Source organism: Bradyrhizobium sp. HKCCYLRH1030, from assembly GCF_051168395.1.
GTDB lineage: Bacteria > Pseudomonadota > Alphaproteobacteria > Rhizobiales > Xanthobacteraceae > Bradyrhizobium.
In genome coordinates, this window is sequence record NZ_JBNPUY010000003.1 from 100,335 (window position 1) to 122,384 (window position 22,050).

General features: G+C 65.9%; 17 protein-coding genes. 7 read left to right on the top strand and 10 right to left on the bottom strand.

Annotated elements, in window-relative coordinates; genetic code table 11:
- The first annotated feature begins 326 nt into the window (after positions 1–326).
- A complete protein-coding gene (locus ACQR1E_RS10750; protein WP_434897018.1) occupies positions 327–1,193 on the top strand; it encodes a GNAT family N-acetyltransferase in 867 nt (288 codons plus the stop codon).
- A 1-nt stretch (position 1,194) separates the two neighbouring features.
- On the opposite strand, the gene ACQR1E_RS10755 is transcribed toward ACQR1E_RS10750, so the two are convergent.
- From ACQR1E_RS10755 to ACQR1E_RS10775, 5 genes are all read right to left on the bottom strand, one after another.
- Positions 1,195–1,557 carry a VOC family protein gene (locus ACQR1E_RS10755; protein WP_316201819.1) on the bottom strand — a complete coding sequence of 121 codons (363 nt, stop codon included), beginning with the start codon at positions 1,555–1,557 and terminating at the stop codon, positions 1,195–1,197.
- Between the two features lie 87 nt (positions 1,558–1,644).
- Positions 1,645–2,649: an SDR family oxidoreductase gene (locus ACQR1E_RS10760; RefSeq protein ID WP_315753542.1), complete on the bottom strand. Its 1,005-nt coding sequence runs from the start codon at positions 2,647–2,649 to the stop codon at positions 1,645–1,647.
- Between the two features lie 206 nt (positions 2,650–2,855).
- Positions 2,856–3,284: a GlcG/HbpS family heme-binding protein gene (locus tag ACQR1E_RS10765; RefSeq protein WP_315753544.1), complete on the bottom strand. Its 429-nt coding sequence runs from the start codon at positions 3,282–3,284 to the stop codon at positions 2,856–2,858.
- 167 nt (positions 3,285–3,451) lie between these two features.
- Positions 3,452–6,409 carry an FAD-binding and (Fe-S)-binding domain-containing protein gene (locus ACQR1E_RS10770; RefSeq protein ID WP_434897019.1) on the bottom strand — a complete coding sequence of 986 codons (2,958 nt, stop codon included), beginning with the start codon at positions 6,407–6,409 and terminating at the stop codon, positions 3,452–3,454.
- A 113-nt stretch (positions 6,410–6,522) separates the two neighbouring features.
- Positions 6,523–7,281, bottom strand: coding sequence for a GntR family transcriptional regulator (locus ACQR1E_RS10775; RefSeq protein ID WP_315753548.1), 759 nt, complete (start codon positions 7,279–7,281; stop codon positions 6,523–6,525).
- 127 nt (positions 7,282–7,408) lie between these two features.
- On the opposite strand from ACQR1E_RS10775, the gene ACQR1E_RS10780 reads away from it, so the two are divergent.
- The 6 genes from ACQR1E_RS10780 (at position 7,409) to ACQR1E_RS10805 (ending at position 14,145) form a co-directional block, all read left to right on the top strand.
- Positions 7,409–8,614 carry a pyridoxal-phosphate-dependent aminotransferase family protein gene (locus tag ACQR1E_RS10780; protein WP_315753550.1) on the top strand — a complete coding sequence of 402 codons (1,206 nt, stop codon included), beginning with the start codon at positions 7,409–7,411 and terminating at the stop codon, positions 8,612–8,614.
- Positions 8,615–8,822: 208 nt separating this feature from the next.
- Positions 8,823–10,016, top strand: coding sequence for a pyridoxal-phosphate-dependent aminotransferase family protein (locus tag ACQR1E_RS10785; protein WP_434863260.1), 1,194 nt, complete (start codon positions 8,823–8,825; stop codon positions 10,014–10,016).
- A complete protein-coding gene (locus tag ACQR1E_RS10790; RefSeq protein ID WP_315753554.1) occupies positions 10,016–10,813 on the top strand; it encodes an enoyl-CoA hydratase/isomerase family protein in 798 nt (265 codons plus the stop codon). Before ACQR1E_RS10785 ends, ACQR1E_RS10790 begins: the two co-directional genes overlap by 1 nt.
- 132 nt (positions 10,814–10,945) lie before the next feature.
- The gene (locus ACQR1E_RS10795; RefSeq protein ID WP_315825115.1) at positions 10,946–11,932 is read left to right on the top strand and encodes a tripartite tricarboxylate transporter substrate binding protein; all 987 of its coding nucleotides are present in this window, start codon (positions 10,946–10,948) and stop codon (positions 11,930–11,932) included.
- A 30-nt stretch (positions 11,933–11,962) separates the two neighbouring features.
- Complete coding sequence (locus tag ACQR1E_RS10800) at positions 11,963–12,505, top strand: tripartite tricarboxylate transporter TctB family protein (protein WP_315712922.1); 543 nt, start codon at positions 11,963–11,965, stop codon at positions 12,503–12,505.
- Between the two features lie 119 nt (positions 12,506–12,624).
- Positions 12,625–14,145 carry a tripartite tricarboxylate transporter permease gene (locus ACQR1E_RS10805; protein WP_315712921.1) on the top strand — a complete coding sequence of 507 codons (1,521 nt, stop codon included), beginning with the start codon at positions 12,625–12,627 and terminating at the stop codon, positions 14,143–14,145.
- A 66-nt stretch (positions 14,146–14,211) separates the two neighbouring features.
- Here ACQR1E_RS10805 and ACQR1E_RS10810 read toward each other — a convergent pair whose 3' ends face one another.
- The 5 genes from ACQR1E_RS10810 to ACQR1E_RS10830 form a co-directional block, all read right to left on the bottom strand.
- On the bottom strand, positions 14,212–17,271 hold the full coding sequence (locus ACQR1E_RS10810; protein ID WP_315753560.1) for an autotransporter outer membrane beta-barrel domain-containing protein: 3,060 nt from the start codon (positions 17,269–17,271) through the stop codon (positions 14,212–14,214).
- 896 nt (positions 17,272–18,167) lie between these two features.
- Positions 18,168–18,329, bottom strand: coding sequence for a hypothetical protein (locus tag ACQR1E_RS10815; RefSeq protein WP_315712919.1), 162 nt, complete (start codon positions 18,327–18,329; stop codon positions 18,168–18,170).
- 167 nt (positions 18,330–18,496) lie between these two features.
- Positions 18,497–19,687: a CaiB/BaiF CoA transferase family protein gene (locus tag ACQR1E_RS10820; RefSeq protein ID WP_316191404.1), complete on the bottom strand. Its 1,191-nt coding sequence runs from the start codon at positions 19,685–19,687 to the stop codon at positions 18,497–18,499.
- Between the two features lie 136 nt (positions 19,688–19,823).
- The gene (locus ACQR1E_RS10825; RefSeq protein WP_434897020.1) at positions 19,824–21,044 is read right to left on the bottom strand and encodes a phenylacetate--CoA ligase family protein; all 1,221 of its coding nucleotides are present in this window, start codon (positions 21,042–21,044) and stop codon (positions 19,824–19,826) included.
- Positions 21,045–21,170: 126 nt separating this feature from the next.
- On the bottom strand, positions 21,171–22,007 hold the full coding sequence (locus ACQR1E_RS10830; protein WP_434897021.1) for an ABC transporter ATP-binding protein: 837 nt from the start codon (positions 22,005–22,007) through the stop codon (positions 21,171–21,173).
- Positions 22,008–22,050 lie beyond the last annotated feature (43 nt).

Below are 22,050 nucleotides of genomic sequence, written 5' to 3' on the forward strand. Positions count from 1 at the left end.
GATTGTGCTGGTCTCATGCGTTGTCGTTGCCGGCAGAAATTGCTGGAAGATCGAGATACGGAACTCAAATACGACGTTGATGGCCATTACCCCGAACAAAGCGAGGCCGCGGAGGATGTCGAGGCTGACAAGACGGTCGGTGGTCGCGACGGAGGGAGGCGGACTTTGCGCGATGTCTCTGCTAGGAAGGGCTGTCAAATCGACCTCGGTGATACGACGTCTCATCGGCGCGGCGATGCCGACGGTGAAGCAGGAGCAGTGGAGATGGCCTCAGTCAAGGCTTCGTTGCTGATGCGCGGCTGTGTTCAAGGCATGAGGATGAGGACATGACCTCGTCCCATGCAGCCGACGGCCTCCTCATCCGAACGATGCGGCCTGACGAGATTCCACTAGTCCTCGACTGGGCGGCGGCCGAGGGCTGGAATCCCGGCCTGTCCGATGCCGCGTGCTTTTCCGTGGTCGATCCGCAGGGATTTCTCATCGCCGAACGTGACGGTGTGCCGGTCGCGACGGTGTCCTGCGTCAACTACGACGAACGCTTCGCGTTTCTGGGCTTCTACATCGTACGTCCTGATCTGCGCGGGCATGGCTATGGCCTGCGGCTCTGGCAGGCTGCGATGGCGCATGCGGGATCGCGTGTCGTCGGCCTCGACGGTGTCGTCGCGCAGCAGGACAATTATCGAAAGTCTGGCTTCAAATATGCCTATGCCAATGTCCGCTACGGCGGGAAGGCCGCTACGGTGCTGCCTGCTGCTGCGCGATCGGACTTCGTTGCGCTGAGCGACGTGCCGCTGGCCGGCATCGAGGCCTCCGACGCGGCTGTGTTTCCGGCGTCGCGCCGCGCGTTCCTGCAGGCCTGGATCGGAGCCCCCGGCCATGTCGGCCGCGCTGTCATCCGTGATGGCGCGCTTGCCGCCTGGGGCGTGATCCGGCCGTGCCGCACCGGCTCTAAGATCGGTCCGCTGGTCGCGCACAGCCGGGCCGATGCCGAGGCCATCGTCTCGGCGCTGCTGAGCGAGATCGGCGGCTCCGAGGTCTTCCTCGATGTGCCGGCGATGAACCCGGAGGCGGTGGCGCTGGCGGAGAGTCTCGGGCTGAAGCCGGTGTTCGAGACCGCGCGGATGTACACCGGCCCGATCGCGCCACTACGCATCGAGCGGCTGTTCGGCGTCACCACTTTCGAACTCGGCTAGCTCATTTGCCGAGCGGCCGCGCGAAGCTCAATTCGTGACCGTCGGGATCGGTGAGATGGAAGTAGCGCTCGCCCCATTCGGCGTCGCGCGGCGCGGTGGAGGGCGAGAAGCCGGCAGCCAGCGCCTTGGCATAGACGGCGTCGACGTCCGAGACATGAAAGATGATGCGGCCCCACCAGCTCCACTGCTTGTCCTCCGGCGTGGCGATCAGGTTGAGATAGCCCGCGCCGACTCGGAAGGTCGTGAACGGGGTGTCGGCGCCGCCATACGGGATGTCGTCGAAGCCGAGCGCGCGATAGAAGGCGACCGCGCGGGCCATGTCATGGGTGGCAATGGTGATCGCGCTGATGCTTTCGATGGTCATGCAGGCGCTCCGGACGGGAATGGATAGCGCGGAGCAGAAAAGCGCATCTCGCCGGTGTCACGCAAGCACCGCGTTGCAACGCGCGGCCTAGCGCCTCCCCCGCCGGCTCAGCGTCGCTCCCAGCGCAAAGAAGACAGCGGCCCCGATTGCGACGGTCGCGGCGCGGGCCACATCGCCGGGCACGAGCATCGCGTGCAGGGCCGCGCCACGGCTGAACGAGCCGCGGGTACGGTGCAGGCGTGTAACCGGGTGATCGAGATTGTCGGTGCGGTCGGGCACCAGCGGCACGTCGGTCTGCTGCCCGGCGATCGCCTTGGCGGCGAGGTAGCGGTCGAGCAAAGCCGGGGCGATGGCGTTGCCGAGGATGGTCAGCAGCGTCGGCCAGCCGATCCAATATTCGCGGAAGCCGCCATCGGCAACGCGATAGACGGCGTCAGCGATCACCTCAGGCTCCACCGGCCGGCCCATTGGCCGTGGCGTATGCGCAAGGTGCGCGCGAGCCCAGTCGAATTGCGGTGTGTTCACCGCGGGCAGATCGACGATGCAGAGCGTGATGCCTGAGCGCTCGTGCATCAGCTCGGCCCGCAGCGAGTCGGTGAAGCCCCGGATCGCATGTTTGGCGCCGCAATAGGCCGCCTGTAGCGGAATGCCGCGATAGGCGAGCGCCGAACCGATCTGGATGATGCGGCCTTCGCCGCGTCGGCGCATCGATCGCAGCGCCGCCATCGTGCCGTGCACGAAACCGAGATAGGTCACCTCGGTGACGCGGCGGAATTCCTCCGGTGTGATGTCGGCCACGGTCGAGAACACCGTTTCCATGGCGTCATTGATCCAGATGTCGACCGGACCCAGGCGCTGCTCGAGCCGCTCGGCAGCGTCGAACAGGGCCTGCGCATCGGCGACATCGACGGCCTCGTATTCGGCATGGGCAAACCGCGCCTGCAGCTCGCGCTGGACGTCGCGCAGCGCATGCTCATCGCGCGCGATCAGGCCGATGCGATCGCCGGCCTCGCCGAAGCGGTTCGCGATGGCACGGCCGACGCCGGCGGAGGCGCCAGTGATGATGATGGTGCGAGCTCGTCTGCGAGGCATGTCCGGTTCTCCACGCGCCCCGTCGTACAAACGTGCAGCAGCCGGCAATGTTTCGGGCCGGTCAAGCCGGCCGAATGAATTCTCCGTCAGCCGCGATCTGAGCCGTGGAATTCGACGCATGATCGATCAGGCTTCGAGAGGGCGGCCAGCCCCCTCGAGATTGTGGGACGGAAAAGCTCGCTGAGCTTTGCAGGTGCGACCGGAGCTCAGCCCGGATTGGCCTTGAGGCCGGCGGCCTCGATACCGGCGACGGCGCAGATCTCGTCATTGTCGGAGCTGTCGCCGGAGACGCCGACGGCGCCGACGAGCGTCGTGCCGTCCATGATCAGCACGCCGCCGGGCACCGGGACCATGCGGCCCTGGGCCAGCGTGTTCACGGCGTCGATGAAATAGGCCTGCTCCTGGGCGCGCTGGAACAGGGCGCGGGAGCCGAGGCCGAGCGCCAGCGCGCCATAAGCCTTGCCATGCGCGACCTCGGCCCGCATCAGGCTGGTGCCGTCCTGGGCGGCGGCCGCCTTCAGGCAGCCGCGGGCGTCGAGCACCATCACGGCGAGCGGCTTGAGCTTCTTCTCGATGCCCTTCGCGAGCGTGGCATCCAGAATCTTGCGAGCGGCGTCGAGCTTGAGATCGGCCATGTCGGTGTCCTTTGCGATTTGTGATGAAAAGTCGGCTCTATCATCCGTCATTGCGAGCGAAGTGAAGCAATCCAGGACGAAAGAAAAGGTCTGGATTGCTTCGTCGCTACGCTCCTCGCAATGACGAACATTGAGGTCGCGCTCCGCGGCGTCCGGTCTCTCGTGACCTACGTTGATGCTTGCGCCCGCTCCAGGCTCATCGCCAGGAGCTGCGCGGCGTGAACGGCACCGCGGGCGGCGCCGTCCTGGATCTGGTGGCGGCAGGAGGTGCCGTCGGCAACGATGAACGTTGCGGCGTCGGCGTTGCGCACGGCGGGCAGCAGCGACGCCTCCGCCATCTGCAGCGAGACCTCGTAGGTCTCCGCGCCATAGCCGAACGCGCCGGCCATGCCGCAGCAGGAGGATTCGATGGTCTCGACCGTGAGCTCCGGAATGAGTCGCAGCACCTGCTCGACAGGCTTGAAGGCGGCGAAGGATTTCTGATGGCAATGGCCGTGCAACAAGGCCTTGCCGGGCAGGGGGGCGAGCGGCAGCGCCAGCCGGCCGCTCTCGGCCTCGCGCGCCAGAAACTCTTCCAGCAGCAGCGCGTGTGCGCCGATTGTTTTCGCGGTGGCGTCGTTGCGCAGCGACAGCAGTTCGTCGCGCAGCGTCAGCAGACAGCTTGGCTCGAGGCCAATGATCGGCACGCCGCGCGAGGCGAACGGCGCGTAGGTCTCGACCAGGCGCTGCAGCTCGGACTGGGCCTCGTCGACGAGGCCGGCGGAGAGGAAGGTGCGGCCGCAGCACAGGGCGCGGCCGCCGTCGGCCGGCTTGGGCACGTAGACGCGATAGCCGCCGGCGATCAGCACGCGCAGCGCGGCGTCGAGATTTTCGCGCTCATAGACGCGGTTGAAGGTGTCGCCGAACAGCACGACCTCGCGGCCATCAGCCGGACCGAACGCGTCGGCGTCGACGCGGAAGGTGTCGGTGCGGAAGGCCGGAAGCTTGCGCTTGGCGCTGATGCCCGCAACGCGCTCCATCAGCACGCGCAGGGGCGCAACATGATTGCGCAGGTTCACGAGCGGCGCGATGCGGGCAGCCATATCGGCATAGCGCGGCAGATAGGCGACGAGCCGGTCGCGCAGCGTGAGGCCATGCGTCGTCGCCCGGGCCGCCAGCACCTCGATCTTCATCTTGGCCATGTCAACGCCGGTCGGGCACTCGCGGCGGCAGGCCTTGCAGGAGACGCAGAGCTTCAAGGTCTCCATCATCTCGTCGGACGACAGCGCGCCGGGACCGAGCTGGCCGGAGATCGCGAGCCGCAAGGTATTGGCACGGCCGCGCGTGACATCCTTCTCGTCGCGGGTGGCGCGATAGGACGGGCACATCACGCCGCCGTCGAGCTTGCGGCAGGCGCCGTTGTTGTTGCACATCTCGACCGCGCCCTGGAAGCCGCCGGCGGCACCCGGATAGGCCGACCAGTCGAGCACCGGCTTGATGTCGTCGACGATGCGGTAGTCCGGCGGATAGCGGAACAGCGAGCGGTCGTCCATCCTGGGTGGATCGACGATGCGGCCAGGATTGAGCACGTTCGCCGGATCGAAGCGCTGCTTGACCTCCTTGAAGTCGGCGACGATGCGGCTGCCGAACATCTGCTCGTGGAATTCCGAGCGCACGATGCCATCGCCATGCTCGCCGGAATGCGAACCCTTGTACTCGCGCACCATGGCGAAAGCTTCCTCGGCGATGGCGCGCATCGCCTTGACGTCCTTCTCCAGCTTCAGGTTCAGCACCGGGCGCACATGCAGGCAGCCCTCGGAGGCGTGCGCGTACATCGTGCCGCGCGTGCCGTGCCTGGCGAACACCTCGTTGAGCCGCGCGGTGTAGTCGGCGAGGTGGGGCAGCGGCACGGCGCAGTCCTCGACGAACGACACCGGCTTGCCGGCCTCCTTCATCGACATCATCACGTTGAGGCCGGCGGCGCGGAAGTCGGCGACGGCGGTCTGAAGCGCAGGGTCTGATATCTCGACGACGCCGCCCCATTTGCAGATCTCGTTGCTCCAGGAGAAGCCGAGATCACCCATCAACTCGGAGAGCTGCTTCAGCTTGGCGAGGTTCTCGTCCTTCGTCTCCTCCGCGAACTCGACCACCAGGATCGCGTCGGGATCGCCGCGCACCGCCGCCGCGATCACCGGCTGGAACATCGCGATGTCGCGGCCCAGCCCGATCATGGTGCGGTCGACCAGCTCGACCGCGATCGGCTTCAGCTTGACCAGATGCTGGGCCGCATCCATCGCCTGATAGAAGCTGCCGAAATGACAGACGCCGAGCACCTTGGTGCGGATCAGCGGCCACAGCTTGAGCTCGATCCGGGTGGAGAAGGCCAGCGTGCCCTCGGAGCCGACCAGCAGATGGGCCAGGTTGTTGGCGGCGTTGCGCGGCGTCAGTGCGTCGAGATTGTAGCCGCCGACGCGGCGCTGCACCTTGGGAAACCTGTCGGCGATCTCCGCGGCCTCGCGCTCGCCCAGCGCCAGCATGTCGCGAAACAACGTGCGCGCGCTGTCCGGCGCGCTGACGTCACGAAGGTCTCGCGCCACCTCGCCGAAATGCGCCAGCGTGCCGTCGGCCAGCGCGGCGTCGATGGCGATGGTGTTGTCGCGCATCGTGCCGTAGCGCAGCGAGCGGCCGCCGCAGGAATTGTTGCCGGCCATGCCGCCGATCGTGGCGCGGGACGCCGTGGAGACGTCGACCGGAAACCAAAGGCCGTGCTTCTTGAGCTGGCGATTGAGGTCGTCGAGCACGATGCCCGGCTCGACCACGCAGGTCCGCCCCTCGACATCGAGCGAGACGATGCGGTTCAGGTGCTTGGAGAAGTCGACGACGATCCCCTCGTTGACCGTCTGGCCGCATTGCGAGGTGCCGCCGCCGCGGGGCGTGACGATGCGGCCGTCGTCGCGGGCGATGGCGAGCGCACGCAGCGCCTCGTCCATCGTGCGCGGCACGACCACGCCCGCCGGAATGACTTGGTAGAACGAGGCGTCTGTGGCGTAGCGGCCGCGGTTGAAGCGGTCGAAGAAGACGTCGCCTGTCATCTCGGCGCGGAGCTTCTGTTCGAGCCTGGACGGACCGGCTTTGGCGTTCGGCATGGTGATCCCTGGTGGGGCCCGGCTGTCGTCCGGCGGGCGCTGTTCCGCCCGGTGTCATTCATTTCCGCAAATGCGTCAATCTGATTGCATGCAAATTTGCGCAATCCCCGGCGTTATTCGACCTTGTCTGGCTTGGCTGCCGCCAGCGGCGGCTGGCTCTCGGCGAAGTACGCGATCGCAGCCGCGCCCTTGTTGCGCAGATGCTGGAACAGGATGTCGGACAGCTCGCTTCCGGCGCGCCGGCGCAGGGCATCGAGGATCAGCTCATGCTCGCGCATGGCCTCGCTCCAGCGTTCGCGCTTGCGGGCGAAATTGGCCGAGAAGCGCACCCGGCGGATGCGGCCCGCCAGGCTCTCATAGGTCGCATGAAGGGTGGCGTTGGCGGCGGCGTCGACGATCGCCCGGTGGATCAACTGGTTCATGCGGAAATAGCCCTGCATGTCCTGCCGCATGTAGAATCCGTACATATCATGATGAAATTGCTCGATTTCCGCGATCGCTTCATCTGAAATCTTCTCGCAGGCGAGGCGTCCGGCGAGGCCTTCCAGGCCTCCCATCAGGTCGAACAGTTCGTGGATGTCGGCGGCGCTGAGCGGGCGCACCCGGGCGCCGCGATTGGGCAGCAGCTCGACCAGCCCCTCGGCTGCGAGCACCTTGAGCGCTTCGCGCAAGGGGGTGCGGGACACCCCCAGCATTTCGCAAAGCTGCCGCTCGGACAGGCGTCCGCCGTCGGCGACATGGCCCTCGACGATGTAGTCGCGCAGCCGCGCCAGGATCTCGTCATGCAGCGAGGTCTCGTCCCGCGCAGGCACGGATCGACCGCTTGGCCCTGCCAAGGGTGGCGTCTCGATATCGGGAATCGTGGAATTCATCTTACGCATTGTAGCGGTAGTTACAGATGTGGTCGACCTCGTGCGTGCATGCGATTGAGCTCTTGCATGCTGAAGAATTGAATGCAATTATGGGTGCCAGAATGCCGTCGTCGCCCGGAGCTCTGTCGTGACCCGTCCCCAAGGCCGTCATTTCTTGCATATTCCGGGCCCGAGTCCGGTGCCCGAGCGGGTGCTGCGGGCGATGGACATGCCAGTGATCGATCACCGCAGCGCCGAGTTCGCCGAACTCGGCAAGGCCGTGCTCGGCGGCTCGCAGGCGATCTTCAAGACCACGAGCCCGGTGATCATCTATCCGTCTTCGGGCACCGGCGCCTGGGAGGCTGCCATCGTCAACACGTTGTCGCCGGGCGACAAGGTGCTGATGGTCGAGACCGGCCACTTCGCCACGCTGTGGCGGCAGATGGCGGCGCGGTGGGGAATCGAGGTCGACTTCATTCCCGGCGACTGGCGCCGTGGCGTCGACCCTGCCGTCATCGAGGAGGCGTTGGTCGCCGACGCCGGTCATCGGCTCAAGGCGGTGATGGTCGTGCACAACGAAACCTCGACCGGCGCGACCAGCCGGATCGGTGAGGTGCGCGCCGCGATGGACCGCGCCAAGCATCCGGCGCTGCTGATGGTCGACACCATCTCCGGTCTCGCCTCGGCCGACTTCCGCTTCGACGAGTGGAAGGTCGATGTCGCCGTGTCCTGCTCGCAGAAGGGCTTCATGCTGCCGCCGGGGCTCGGCTTCAACGCCGTCTCGGACAAGGCGCGCCTTGTTGCCAAGGCCAACAAGATGCCGCGCTCGTTCTGGGATTGGGAGGACATGCTGAAGCTGAACGCGAACGGCTTCTTCCCCTATACCCCGGCGACGAACCTGCTCTATGGCCTGCGCGAAGCGATTGCCATGCTGCTCGAGGAGGGACTCGACCAGGTGTTCGCGCGCCACCAGCGGCTTGCGGCCGCGACCCGCGCCGCGGTCGAGCATTGGGGTCTCGAGGTGCTGTGCCAGGAGCCGAAGGATTTTTCCCCGGTGCTGACCGCCGTGCTGATGCCGCCGGGCCATGACGCCGATCAGTTCCGCCAGGTCGTGCTCGACAATTACAACATGTCGCTCGGCTCGGGCCTGTCCAAGGTCGCGGGCAAGGTGTTTCGCATCGGCCATCTCGGCGAGTGCAATGCGCTGACCCTGATGGCGGCGCTGAGTGGAGTCGAGATGGGGCTGCGTGCGGTCGGCGTGCCGCATCGCGCGGGCGGTGTCGATGCCGCGATGGTGCTGCTGGATGAGCCATCGCAGGGCAATGCGCCGCGCCAGCTTGCGGCGGTGAAATGAGGCCAAACCGCGTGCAGCAAGCTGGGGCGTCCCGCTATGCCGCACTGCACAGAAGAAGGGGATTTGTGTGCATCTGAGGGATGTCAGCCCGGAGCGATCGGTGCTTGCGTCTTCTTTATTGACGCCAGCGGTCTGGCGGGAGAAAAGCGCGACCAGCGCGTGGGATGCCACGTCCGCGCACCAACCAAATGACCGGGGATGGACGCCAATGACTGTGCACACGGGACGGCATTTTCTTCAGATTCCGGGACCGACCAACGTGCCCGACCGCGTGCTGCGCGCGATGGACATGCCGACCTTGGACCATCGCGGTCCGGAGTTCGCGGAGCTCGGATTCGCCGTGCTGGCGGCCAGCCAGCGCATCTTCCGCACCAAGCAGCCGGTGATCATCTATCCGTCGTCGGGCACCGGCGCGTGGGAAGCCGCGATCGTCAACGCGCTCGCGCCCGGCGACAGGGTGCTGATGGTTGAGACCGGCCAGTTCGCTGTGCTGTGGCGGGGCATCGCCGACAAGTTCAAGCTCGACGTCGACTTCATCCCCGGCGACTGGCGTCATGGCGCCGACATCGCGGCGATCGAGCAGCGTCTGGTCGACGACAAGGCGCACAAGATCAAGGCCGTCTGCGTCGTGCACAACGAGACCTCGACCGGCTGCCTAACGCCGCCGCTCGAGGTGCGCAAGGCGCTCGACCGGTCCGGCCACCCGGCACTCCTGATGGTCGACACCATCTCCGGCCTCGGCTCGATGGAGTATGAGCACGACGCGTGGGGCATCGACGTCTCCGTTGCGGGCTCGCAGAAGGGCCTGATGCTGCCGCCGGGCCTCGGCTTCAACGCCGTCTCGGAGAAGGCGCTCGCCGCCGCCAAGGCCAATCCCGGCATGCGCTCCTACTGGGACTGGCAGGAGATCATCACCTTCAACAAGCTCGGCACCTTCCCGTACACGCCGGCCTGCAATCTGCTGATGGGCCTCAACGAGGCGCTGAAGATGCTGGAGGAGGAGGGGCACGAGAACGTGTTCGCCCGCCACCGCCGCCACAGCCTTGCGACGCGCGCCGCCGTGAAGGCGTGGGGCCTCGACACGCAATGCGCCGATCCGCAGGCGCATTCGCCGGCGCTGACCGGCGTGGTCATCCCCGAAGGCCATGACGCCGATCAGTTCCGCAAGACCGTGCTGGAAAACTTCGACATGTCGCTCGGCACCGGCCTCAACAAGATCAAGGGCAAGGTGTTCCGCATCGGCCACATCGGTCATTTCAACGACCTGATGCTGATGGGGACGCTCGCCGGCGTCGAGATGGGCCTTGCGCTCGCCAATGTGCCGCATCGTGCCGGTGGCGTGCTCGCGGCAATGGACGTCCTGAAGGCGCGCGAGGCGGCGCCAATCCCGAAGGTGGCCTGATGACCGCGCCTGTGACCGGCTCCGACGATCTGATCTATGCCGTCGACGACGGCATCGCCAAGATCACCTTCAACCGGCCGCAGGCGCGCAACGCGATGACCTTCGCGATGTACGACCGGATGGCCTCGATCTGCGAGGCCATCAACGCCGATCGGTCGATCAAGGCGCTGATCCTGACCGGTGCGGGCGACAAGGCGTTTGCCTCCGGCACCGATATCTCGCAATTCCGCGCCTTCAAGACCGCGCAGGATGCGCTCGACTACGAGGCGCGGATCGACCGCGTGCTCGGCACGCTGGAGCTGTGCCGTGTGCCGGTGATTGCGGCGATTGCGGGCGCCTGCACCGGCGGCGGCGCCGGCATTGCCGCCTGCTGCGACATTCGCATCGGCACCGAGACGGCACGTATCGGTTTTCCGATCGCGCGCACGCTCGGCAACTGCCTGTCGATGTCGAACATCTCGCGCGTGGTCTCCTTGATCGGACCGGCGCGCACCAAGGATCTGATCTTCAAGGCACGGTTGGTCGAGGCGCCGGAGGCGCTCGCGCTCGGTCTGCTCAACGAGATCGTGCCTGACGTCGAGACGCTGCAGACACGCGCGCTGGAGACCGCGAGGCTCATCGCCTCGCACGCGCCGATCACCCTCGAGGTGACCAAGGAGGCGGTGCGCCGCATTCGCCGGACCCTGTCGCGGGACGAGGGCGAGGATTTGATCCTGCGCGCCTATATGAGTGAGGATTTCCGCGAGGGCATGGAGGCGTTCCTCAACAAGCGGACGCCGAACTGGAAAGGCAAGTAGTCCAATGCCGTGCTTGCGACCTTATGCCGAGGAACATGAGGCCGCATCATGCTTGTGTTCTTGAACTGACCACAATAAGCCAGCAGTATCCTGGTAGGATGCAAGCTGGCGCTTCGAACGGGGAAGAAACACGTGCGCAAACTCATCAAGATCGCGGCCGCAACGGCGGCCTTTTTCGCAACTGCGCCCGCCTTTGCCGGCTGGGAGCCGACCAAGCCGGTCGAGATTGTCGTCGCCGCAGGCGCCGGCGGTGCATCAGACCAGATGGCGCGGATGATGCAGGCTGCCATTCAGAAGAACAATCTTCTGAAGCAGCCGGTTGTCGTGTCGCTGAAGGGCGGCGCGTCGGGCGCCGAAGCCCTGATGTACATGAAGTCCAGCGACGGCGATCCGAACAAGATCCTGATCGCCTATTCGCTGATCTACATGCTGCCGCTGTCGGCCAAGCTGCCGTTCGACTGGCACGAGCTGTCGCCGGTCGCGGTGATCGCACTCGATCAGTTCGTGCTGTGGGACAACGTCAACGGCCCCAAGACGGTGAAGGAGTTCATCGAGGCTGCCAAGGCGTCGAGCTCGCCGTTCAAGTTGGGCGGCACCGGCTCCAAGCGCGAAGATCACGTGCTCACGGTCTTCATGGAGAAGAAGACCGGAGCCAAGTTCTCCTATCTGCCCTACAAGTCGGGCGGCGAGGCTGCGACCCAACTGGTCGGCGGGCACACCGAAGCGAACGTCAACAATCCTTCCGAGAATCTCGAAGTCTGGCGCGCCGGCCAGGTGCGTCCGCTCTGCGTGTTCGACAAGGAGCGCATCTCCTACACGACCAAGGTCACGGAGACGCAGTCCTGGAACGACATTCCGACCTGCAAGGAGGAGGGGCTGGACGTGCAATACCTGATGCTGCGCGCGATGTTCCTGCCGGGCAAGGTGACGCAGGAACAGCAGGAGTTCTACGTCGACCTGTTCAGCAAGCTGGTGCAGACACCGGAGTACAAGGACTACATGGAGAAGCAGGCGCTGAAGCCGATCTTCCTCACCGGCAAGGACATGCTGCAGTTCCTCGAAGAGGACGGCTCGCTCAACAAGCAACTGATGACGGAAGCCGGCTTCGTCGCCAAGTGAGCTGGGCGGGCGAGGGGATGAGGAGGATCGATGTCCAACGCTGAGCTCGAGATTGCCGTCGACGATCCGACCGCGCCTGAGGAGAATTCTCCGGCCGTCACCTCCACCCGGACCGTCGACGTCGCGGTGTCGCTGCTGCTGCTCGCGCTCGCGGCCGTACTCGCCTGGGACAATTGGCGGACCGGCGCGTCCTGGGACTCGACCGGTCCGGAGCCCGGCTACTTTCCGTTCTATCTGTCGGTGATCCTCGGCGGCGCCAGCCTTTACGGGATCGGTGCCGCCTTCCTGTCGAGCAAGGAAGCGGTCGAGACTTTCGTGACGCGCGCGCAGCTGCGCCGTGTGATGGCCGTGTTCGTGCCGACCTTGTTGTTCTGCATCGCGATGCAGTTTCTCGGCATCTATGTCGCGAGCTTCCTGCTCATCGCCGGGTTCATGCGTCTCGTCGGCAAGATCGCGATCTGGAAATCGCTGCTCACGGCGTTCCTGTTCAGCGCCGTGATGTTCGTGACGTTCGATGTCGTGTTCGACGTGATCATGCCGAAGGGCCCGCTCGAAGCGGCGTTCGGGTACTGACACCGGTCTCTCCCCCGTCATTGCGAGGAGCAACGCGACGACGCAATCCAGGGCTGCGCACTCGACTCTGGATTGCTTCGCTGCGCTCGCAATGACGAGGAAACAGTTGGAATGAAATCATGGAAGCCTTGGGTCTGCTGCTGCACGGGTTCGCGGTCCTCCTGACCTGGAAGACGCTGCTGCTGATGATGGTTGGGCTCGTGCTCGGCGTCTTCGTCGGCGTGCTGCCCGGGCTGGGGGGGCCCAACGGCGTCGCCATCCTGCTGCCGCTGACCTTCTCGATGGACCCGACCTCGGCCATCGTGATGCTGTCCTGCATCTACTGGGGCGCGCTGTTCGGCGGCGCCATCACCTCGATCCTGTTCAACATTCCCGGCGAGGCGTGGTCGGTGGCGACCACTTTCGACGGCTATCCGATGGCGCAGCAGGGCAAGGCGGCGGAGGCGCTGACGGCCGCCTTCACCTCGTCGTTCATCGGCTCGCTGGTCGCGGTGATGCTGATCACCTTCCTGGCGCCCTGGATCTCGTCGTTTGCGTTGAAGTTCGGTCCGCCTGAATTCTTCGCCGTGTATCTCCTGACCTTCTGCTCATTCGTGGGCTTGGGACGCGAGGACAAGCACAAGACGGTCATTGCGATGGCGCTCGGTCTGCTGCTTGCCGGCGTCGGCATGGACACCGTGTCCGGTCAGTTGCGGATGACCTTCGGCTCGACCGATCTGTTGCGCGGCATCAACTTCCTGGTCGCGGTCATCGGCCTGTTCGGCATCAGCGAGATCCTGCTGACGATGGAGGAACGCCTGGCGCTGCGCGGTCACGCCGCCGCGATCTCCTTGCGCACGGTGCTCGCCGTCTGGAAGGACCTGCCGAAATACTGGATGACGCTGCTGCGTTCCTCGGTGATCGGCTGCTGGCTCGGCATCACGCCGGGCGGCGCGATCGCGGCCTCCTTCATGGGCTACAACCTCGCCAAGCGCTTCTCCAAGAATCCGGACAGTTTTGGCAAGGGACGCATCGAGGGCGTGTTCGCGCCTGAGACGGCCGCGCATGCCTCGGGCACCGCGGCGCTGCTGCCGATGCTGGCGCTCGGCATCCCCGGCTCGGGCACCGCGGCGATCCTGCTCGGAGGCCTGATGGTGTGGGGCCTCAATCCCGGCCCGCTGCTGTTCGTGGAGCACAAGGACTTCGTCTGGGGCCTGATCGCGTCGATGTATCTCGGCAATGTCGTCGGCCTCGTGCTCGTGCTTTCCACCGTGCCGATCTTCGCCTCGATCCTGCGCGTGCCGTTCGCGGCCGTGGCGCCGATGATCGTGGTGTCCTGCGCCATCGGCGCCTACGCGATCCAGAACGCGATGTTCGACGTCTGGCTGATGCTCGGCTTCGGCGTCGTCGGCTATGTCTTCAAGAAGATCAAGATCCCGCTGGCGCCGTTCACCTTGGCGCTGGTGCTCGGCAGCCGTGCCGAGGACGCGTTCCGGCAGTCGATGATCATCTCCGGCGGCAACATGAAGGTGTTCTGGGCGAACGGGCTGGTGGGCACCATCACGACGCTGGCGATCGTGCTGCTGTTCTGGCCGCTGATCGATCGTGTGATCGCGACCTTCAGCAAGTCGGGAGCGCCGGCCGCGAAGGCCGAGGCTTAGTACGGTTGTCGCTGATCACCCGTGCCCTGCCAGCTGGACGCCTGCGCTCGATCGGCTACGCCGCTCCTACCACGAGTAGCGCACGCTGCCCTTGCCGGCATAGGAACGGGTGACGCTCGAGAACTCGCCTTCGAACGTCGCCATGGCGCTCCAGCCGTTCTGCCAGCTCATCTCGACCGAGGTCGTCGTCAGCGCGGAGTCGCGCGCCTGCGCGGCGCCGTTGACGACGAAGCTTGCGCCCTGCAGCGTCTGGAACGTCGCCGCGACCGAACGATCGGGATTGAAGTCGTGCGCCCAGGCGAGGCGGCCGCGCAAGGTGAGGGCGCCGTCTGCCAGCGCGTAGGACTTGTCGGTGCGCAGGCCGAACTCGGTGCGTGTGTCGGTGACGGTCTTGCCGGTGTAGCTCAGTGCGAAGGTCGACGTGCCGGAGATGGCCTGCTCCACATAGGCCGGTAGGCGCAAGCTCGTCACCTGCGCAGCCGCGTAAGGCGTCAGGCCGATGCCGCCTATGGGAGCGACGAAGCGCGTGCCGCCCTCGATGCGGCCGATCCAGGCATTGGCTTGATAGGTCGCGCGCAGCCGGTCGACACCGGAGATGGTGACGGTGCGATCCGCGGTGACGTCCTGCCAGCCATAGGCCAGGGCCGCTCTCAGATAGCTCGGGCCGATATGATGATGCAGATAGGCGCCGGCCTGGAACAGATCGGAGCGGCCGGAGCCGAGGCCGTTGACGCTGAAGCTGGTGCCGCCGCCGCCGAGCGCGAAGCCCGCAATCGTGCGCGGTGCGATCCGGTAGTCGGCGCCGACGGCGGTGCCGGCGATGCGGCTGGTGGTATCGTTGGAGCCGACGACTGCATTGCCGCTGGTCGTTTGCGAGCCGCCGAAGCCCGCCGCCCAGACATTCCAGCGCTGCGCAAACTCGGCCGGCCTGTCGTCAGTCAGCATCGCGAAAGCATCGGTGCGCTTGCGGGATGTGTCAGCATAGCTGATCGCGCCCCCGCCGCTGGCTTGACCTTGTGCGAAGGGATCGGTCAGCAGGCTGGCGAACTGGCTCATGGCGTTGAACGTGGTCTGTTGCACGCCGGTGGCGCTCTCGCCGGACGCTTGCGTGAGGCCCGCCTGGTTCAACTTGCCGAACACGACGGGAATATCGCCGGTGCGATCGAAGAACGCCGACAGCGTATCGCCGACCGTCTTCTGATTGCCGTTGAGTCCGCCGGGCACGGCGAAGGCGAGGATCAGATCGAGATAGACGTTGTTGGCGTCGTAGCTCAGGCTGGTCTTGAAGCCGGAGGGCAGGTTGGTCTTCACCACCGATCCGAAGCCGCCCGAGATGCCGCCGCTCGTGGTCAGGATGGTGTAGCGCTTGTCGATATAGCCGCCGCCGGTGCCGAACACGGCGTTGACGGTGGCGCCGCCGAGGGTGGCCGTTCCGGTGACGCTCGCGAATGAGGCCGTGGTCGGATCGAGCTGCACCAGATAGTACGCACCGGACTGGAAGGCGAGATTGCCGACGATGGTCATCGACGAGCCGGCGGTGCCATTGCCCGGCGCCAGCGTGCCGCCGGCATTGATGCCGACCGTCATCGGCGGATCGACGAGACCCGCACCCGTCAGGGTGCCGCCGGCATTCACGGTCACCCCAGAGGTGTTCGTGATCGCACCTTCGACGTCGAGCACGCCGCCGTCGATGGTCGTCGCCCCGGTGTAGCTGCTGGTGCCTGACAAGGTCAGGATGCCTACGCCGACCTTGGTGAGCCCCCCCGTGCCCGAAATCGTCCCGCTGAGTGTCGCGTTGTTGCCGTTGGTATCGAACGTGCCGCCGCCGGCATTGAGGGTCACGGTCCGGCTGGAGCTGAAGCCGGCGAGATATTGCAGCGTGCCGCCACCGAACGACATGCTGCCGGAAGCATCGCCGAGATTGGCATCTGATGACACCGCGAGCGCGCCCTGGTTGATGCTCCACGGCGTAACCGCGGTCGTCGTGCCGGCCAGCGTCCAGGTCGCGGTGCCCGTCTTCACGAAACTCGAGAAGCCCTGGAATTGTGCGGTCGCGCCGATCGTGGAAACGTCGAAGCTGCCGTTCGCGGCGCCACCGAGCCGGAACGTATCGGTGCCGGTGCCGACGACGTTGCCATTGATGATCGAGCTCGCCCAGATCTCCAGCACGTTGCTGCCGCCGGTGAAGCTGATGGCGGCGGGGGCTGCGAACAATCCGAAGCCGTTACCGCGCGAGATCGTGCCGCTGTTGATGATCGCGAGATTGGCGCCGATGACGCCCGCACCGGCCGTTCCAGCCGTGCCGGAGTGACTGGTATCCGTCGCGCCGGCCACGCCTGCGTCGCCGCCGGTGATGGTGCCGGAGTTGATCAGCGTGCCGCCCGCGGCGAAGGCGACGCCGGCGGCACCACTACCACCGTCGCCACTCGCATTCGGTTGGGTGCTGGATGGCGCGTCACCACCATTTCCGCCGCCACCGCCTTTGATGGTGCCGGCGTTGTTCAGCACGACGCTGCTTCCCGTCAGAAAGATACCGTAACCGCCCTGGCCGCCATTGCCGCCCCAGCCATTCACGACGACATTTAGCGAGGCAGCCGCGCCGCCATTGCCGCCCTTGCCTCCCGTGATGCTGCTGCCATTGCTGTAGGTGAGCCCGTTGCCATCGACGACCACCCCGTATCCGCCGGCGCCGCCGCCGCCACCGCCGAAATCCCCGGTGGTGGCGCCGCCACGTCCACCATTGCCGCCGGACAGCGCTGCGGAGTTGCTCGTGTCCGTGGTTACGACGGCGCCATGTGCGCCACCGCCACCTCCGCCTCCGCTGTGAATCGAGAAGCCGCTTTGACCGCTTAGTCCGTTGGCGCCCGGACCGATCCCGCCGCTGCCACCCGGTGCGGCACCGGTCGAATCGCTGCCGCCGGCCCCGCCGAGTGTGCCGGCGCCGCCACCGCCGCCGCCTCGGGTAGGAATAGGTGCATTGGCGCCGACATTTCCAACGGCCGTGGCCGAGCTGGCACCGCCATTGGCGAAGGTGTCCTGGCTGCTGCCGCCGGCGCCGCCTCTGGTGGCCTGCGCAACGGCTGGCGCCGCCGCAAGCACCGGGGTGACCAGCGCGGCCGCTGACAACCAGCACAACCGCCTCGAGCGCGAGACCGTATGGGGACCGGATCGGTTTGCGATCAGCACGTCAGCCTTTGCATCTTCGCGATTGAATCCATGTCGTGCAGGCGCCGTCAGGCGCCTCCAATCGTGCCAGACGGCATATCGCAGCCAAGATCGCCTCGGCGGGTACTGCGATTTTTTGGGTGGATTTCGAGACGGCCTAAGTTCGTCGCTGCCTGTGACCGTCGTGCAACATTCGATACGAACCAGCCTCCGCCTCCGGTTGTGCGTGGTCGTTCTGCAACCGAATGGCGCGCATGCGGCGGGCTTGTGCAGCATGGGCTGTGGCATCAGCGATCCTGCCTCAAACGCTGCGGATAGACCGCGACGAGCACCTGAATTGCCCAGATTCTCCCTGCGCGTCAGCCTCGCGGACCGAGCAGACCAAACGCGGCGGGTGAACAGGCCACACGCTGAGGCTCCCACGACCATCGGCATCAGTTGCGAGTTTCTGATTGGGACCATGCCGTAATTGGTTCGCGGATTGTGGTGGATAGGACTTGGCTGGGAACACCAAAACAATCGTACCGATGTTCGAAGCCGTCCGGTGCTTCTCCAGAGGTTGTGTCTTTGCGATGACAGCATTTTAGGCAGAGCGGTGATAGGCTCCATTCATGGGCAGATATCGTTCTGCTCACGCGCGGTGCCTGATCTCTGGTCATCGCGCCCTGATGTTTCCTCCCGAGACGATCACCTTGCCCGGCGCGTGCGTCGGGCTTTTTTTTGCGTTCGGTGGATCAGAGTTCGCAGCTCATCCCGTCGCCCTCGAAAAGAAAAAGCCTCCGTCCAGCTTTCGGAACGAAGGCTTCGAGCAAAGATGATGCAGGTCAGCGGGCGCGCGGACCCGAGGCGAGTCAGCCTCAGTGGGCCTTCTCCGCAACCGGCATGTGGTACCAGTCGGACTCGTTGTCGAGCATCGTTTCGTCGAACGGCAAAACGCCGACGTGATTCAGAGCGGCCGCGTTGACGTCGCGCACCATGTCCATCGCCGTCAGAAACTCGTTCAATTCCGTCGCGCTCATGGAAGGCTACTCCTCACACGCGCGGGCCGAAGGGGTCCGCGATCAACTGATGCGAAGAGATTAACGCGGTCTCCCTCTGGCCTCAATCCCGCCCAGGTCGAAGTTCCAACGTGGTGACATCTGGGCCACAGCGGCGGGATGCCGCAGCTTGGTCATATTGCACCTGCTCACACGACGCGGTGCAGCCGGAGATCGGCGATCTCGCCGTCGGTGAAGCCGAACTCGGAGAGGATCTCCTCGGTCTGCTCGCCGAACTCCGGCGGCCGTGCCGCCATCCGGCTCGGCGTGCGCGACAAGGTGAAGGGCTGCGCCACCAGCGTGATGTCGCGGCCGTCGTCGCTGGCGACCTGCTGCGCCATGCCGAGATGCTTCACCTGCGGGTCCTCGAACATCTGATCGATCGCGTAGATCGGCCCGCAGGGCACGCCGGCGGCATTGAGCTCGGCGACCCATTGCTCGCTCGTCTTCGCCAGCGTGCGCGCATTGATCTCGGCGTTGAGCGCATCGCGGTTCTTGGAGCGCGCCGGCGCGGTCGCGTAGTCCGGATTGTCGATCCATTCGGGCGCGCCGAGCGTCTGGCACAGCCGCTCCCAGATCCGCCCCCCCGTGGCGGCGATGTTGATGTAGCCGTCGGAAGTCTTGAACACGCCGGTCGGAATGCTGGTCGGATGGTTGTTGCCGGCTTGAGGGGCGACCTCCTTCTCCATCAGCCAGCGTGCGGCCTGGAAGTCGAGCATGAAGATCTGCGCCTGCAACAACGACGTCTGCACCCACTGGCCCTCACCGGAGACCTCGCGCTCGAGCAGCGCGGTGAGGATGCCCATCGCGCAGGACAGGCCTGCGGAGAGATCGGCGATCGGGATGCCCGCGCGCATCGGGCCCTCTCCAGGCGCGCCGGTGATCGACATCAGCCCGCCCATGCCCTGCGCGATCTGATCGAAGCCCGGCCGCTTCGCATAGGGGCCGTCCTGGCCGAAACCGGAGATGCTGCCATAGACGATGCGCGGATTGACGTTGCGCACGGCCTCGTAGTCGATGCCGAGCTTGGTCTTCACATCAGGGCGATAGTTCTCGATCACGACATCGGCCCGCTTGGCCAGTCGCATGAACACGTCGACGCCCTTTGGGTCTTTCAAGTTGAGCGTCATCGCGCGCTTGTTGCGATGCAGGTTTTGGAAGTCGGAACCGCGGCGCGGGCCGCCCAGGGCCTCGCCACCATCCTCCATCATGGCGTCGATCTTGATGACGTTGGCGCCCCAATCGGCGAACTGCCGCGCGCAGGTCGGGCCGGCGCGCACCCGCGTCAAATCGAGGACAGTGAAGCGGGACAGGGCTTTGGACGCGCGCGGAAAGGCCATGCGACGAACTCCGAGAGAACGTGACATGGCTGTATAGGAGAGCGCGCGGGAGGCGACAATTGCGTGCGGGTGGTGCGGGCCGCCCCGCTCATGCCGCTGGCGCAGGGCTTCCTGCTACGGGAACAACGCGAGGACTTCACCGCTCGTCGGCGATCACCTTGCCGTCGTTGGGCAGCGTGCCTGGTGCGATCAGCTCGATGCTGCCGCCGAGCTTGGTGATGTTGCGCAGGCTGGCGGCGAGCGCGTCCTGCAGGCCATCTGATGGCGAGGCGCATTCCGCCTTCAGCGTCATCGCATCGGTCTCGTCGGCGCGGGTGACGACCAGGCGGAGGCGGCCGAGCTCCGGGTGGCGCTTGCCGATCTCGGCGACCTGCTCGGGGCGCACGAACATGCCCTTGATCTTGGTCGTCTGGTCGGCGCGGCCCATCCAGCCCTTGATGCGCATGTTGGTGCGGCCGCAGGCGCTGGTGCCGGGCAGGGCGGCGGTGAGGTCGCCGAGGGCAAGGCGAATCCAGGGATGGTGGGGATCGAGCGAGGTGACGACGATCTCGCCGACATCGCCTGGCGCCACCGGATCGCCGGTGCCGGGGCGGACAATCTCCAAGATCAGGTCCTCGTTGACGACCATGCCGTCGCGCGCTGCGGTCTCATAGGCGACGATGCCGAGATCGGCGGTGCCGAACGCCTGATAGGCATCGATGCCGCGCGCCTTCATCTCGGCCTGCAGTGACGGCGGGAACGCCGCGCCCGACACCAGCGCGCGCTTGAGCGAGGACACGTCGCGGCCGGCGCTGGCGGCGCTGTCGAGCAGGATCTTCAGGAAGTCGGGCGTGCCGCTGTAGCCGATCGGGCGATAGGCCTCGATCAGCTCGAACTGCGCCTCGGTGTTGCCCGGGCCAGCCGGGATCACCGCGCAGCCGAGCGCGCGCGCTGAGGCGTCGAAGATGAAGCCGCCTGGCGTGAGGTGATAGCTGAAGGTATTGAGCACGATATCGCCGCTGCGGAAGCCCGAGGCGAACAGGGCGCGGGCGCCGCGCCAGGGATCGCTGTGCGCCGCCTCCGGTTCGAAGATCGGCCCCGGCGACGTGAACAGACGCGAGAACGCGCCGGGCGCCTGCGCGACGAAGCCGCCGAATGGCGGGGCCGCCTTGTGCAGGGCAGGCAGCTCGGATTTGCGCAGCACCGGCAGTTGCGCGAGCGCAGCGCGCGTCGTGATGTCCTGGGGATCGATGCCCTGCAGCAGCGCGGCATAGGCCGGCGCCTTCATCGCCGCGTGCAGCACGTCGGGCAGGCGGCCGAACAGATCCTGCTCGCGGCCTGCGGGATCACGGGTTTCGAGGGCGTCGTAGTGGGTCATCGTACCCAGTCCTTGAATCTTGCGGTCGTCATGCCCGGGCTTGTCCCGGGCATCCACGTCGTTCGTCGTTGCGGCTCGTGCGTGGATGACCGGGTCAAGCCCGACCATGACGAGGAGAGAGTTCGGCTACAGCCACCGCTTCCGCCGCTTGAAGCTCTTCAGGTTCTTGAAGCTCTTGCGCTGGTCGCCGGCGCCGCCGAGGTAGAATTCCTTGACGTCCTCGTTGTCGCGCAAGCTGTCGGCGGTGCCGTCGAGCACCACCTTTCCCTGTTCCATGATGTAGCCGTGGCTGGCCACCGACAGCGCCGCGCGCGCGTTCTGCTCGACCAGCAGGATGGTGACGCCGAGATCCCTGTTGATCTCCTTGATGATCGCGAACACTTCCTTCACCAGTAGCGGCGACAGGCCCATCGACGGCTCATCCATCAGGATCATCTTCGGCCGCGCCATCAGCGCCCGTCCGATCGCCAGCATCTGCTGTTCGCCGCCGGAAAGATAACCCGCAAGGCCGGTGCGTTCCTTCAGCCGCGGGAAATAGTTGAACACCATCTCGATGTCACGGTTGACCTCGCGATCGGATCGCGTGAACGCCCCGAGCTTGAGGTTCTCCAGCGACGTCATGTCGGAGACGATGCGGCGGCCCTCCATGACCTGGAAGATGCCGCGGCGGACGATCTTCTCCGGATCGATGCCGTCGATGCGCGTGCCGTCGAACATGATCTCGCCGCGCGTGACCTCGCCGTCCTCGGTCTTCAAGAGGCCGGAGATCGCCTTCAGCGTCGTCGACTTGCCGGCGCCGTTGGCGCCGAGCAGCGCAACGATCGCGCCCTTGGGCACGTCGAGGCTGAGGCCGCGCAGCACCAGGATGACGTCGTCATAGACGACCTCGATGTTGCGGACGGAGAGCAGGGGGGCTGCGCTCGCGGTCGCATTTGCATTGGGCTTATCGAGGATCTCAACCATATCCGTTCACCTCACTGTCGTCCCCCGCGGGAGGCGGGGGACC

What these genes read in the sequence shown, in the direction of transcription:
- ACQR1E_RS10750 (WP_434897018.1), top strand. Translation starts at nt 327, where the DNA reads ATGACCTCGTCCCATGCAGCCGACGGCCTCCTCATCCGAACGATGCGG.
- ACQR1E_RS10755 (WP_316201819.1), bottom strand. Translation starts at nt 1,557, where the DNA reads ATGACCATCGAAAGCATCAGCGCGATCACCATTGCCACCCATGACATG.
- ACQR1E_RS10760 (WP_315753542.1), bottom strand. Translation starts at nt 2,649, where the DNA reads ATGCCTCGCAGACGAGCTCGCACCATCATCATCACTGGCGCCTCCGCC.
- ACQR1E_RS10765 (WP_315753544.1), bottom strand. Translation starts at nt 3,284, where the DNA reads ATGGCCGATCTCAAGCTCGACGCCGCTCGCAAGATTCTGGATGCCACG.
- ACQR1E_RS10770 (WP_434897019.1), bottom strand. Translation starts at nt 6,409, where the DNA reads ATGCCGAACGCCAAAGCCGGTCCGTCCAGGCTCGAACAGAAGCTCCGC.
- ACQR1E_RS10775 (WP_315753548.1), bottom strand. Translation starts at nt 7,281, where the DNA reads ATGAATTCCACGATTCCCGATATCGAGACGCCACCCTTGGCAGGGCCA.
- ACQR1E_RS10785 (WP_434863260.1), top strand. Translation starts at nt 8,823, where the DNA reads ATGACTGTGCACACGGGACGGCATTTTCTTCAGATTCCGGGACCGACC.
- ACQR1E_RS10790 (WP_315753554.1), top strand. Translation starts at nt 10,016, where the DNA reads ATGACCGCGCCTGTGACCGGCTCCGACGATCTGATCTATGCCGTCGAC.
- ACQR1E_RS10800 (WP_315712922.1), top strand. Translation starts at nt 11,963, where the DNA reads ATGTCCAACGCTGAGCTCGAGATTGCCGTCGACGATCCGACCGCGCCT.
- ACQR1E_RS10805 (WP_315712921.1), top strand. Translation starts at nt 12,625, where the DNA reads ATGGAAGCCTTGGGTCTGCTGCTGCACGGGTTCGCGGTCCTCCTGACC.
- ACQR1E_RS10815 (WP_315712919.1), bottom strand. Translation starts at nt 18,329, where the DNA reads ATGAGCGCGACGGAATTGAACGAGTTTCTGACGGCGATGGACATGGTG.
- ACQR1E_RS10820 (WP_316191404.1), bottom strand. Translation starts at nt 19,687, where the DNA reads ATGGCCTTTCCGCGCGCGTCCAAAGCCCTGTCCCGCTTCACTGTCCTC.
- ACQR1E_RS10825 (WP_434897020.1), bottom strand. Translation starts at nt 21,044, where the DNA reads ATGACCCACTACGACGCCCTCGAAACCCGTGATCCCGCAGGCCGCGAG.
- ACQR1E_RS10830 (WP_434897021.1), bottom strand. Translation starts at nt 22,007, where the DNA reads ATGGTTGAGATCCTCGATAAGCCCAATGCAAATGCGACCGCGAGCGCA.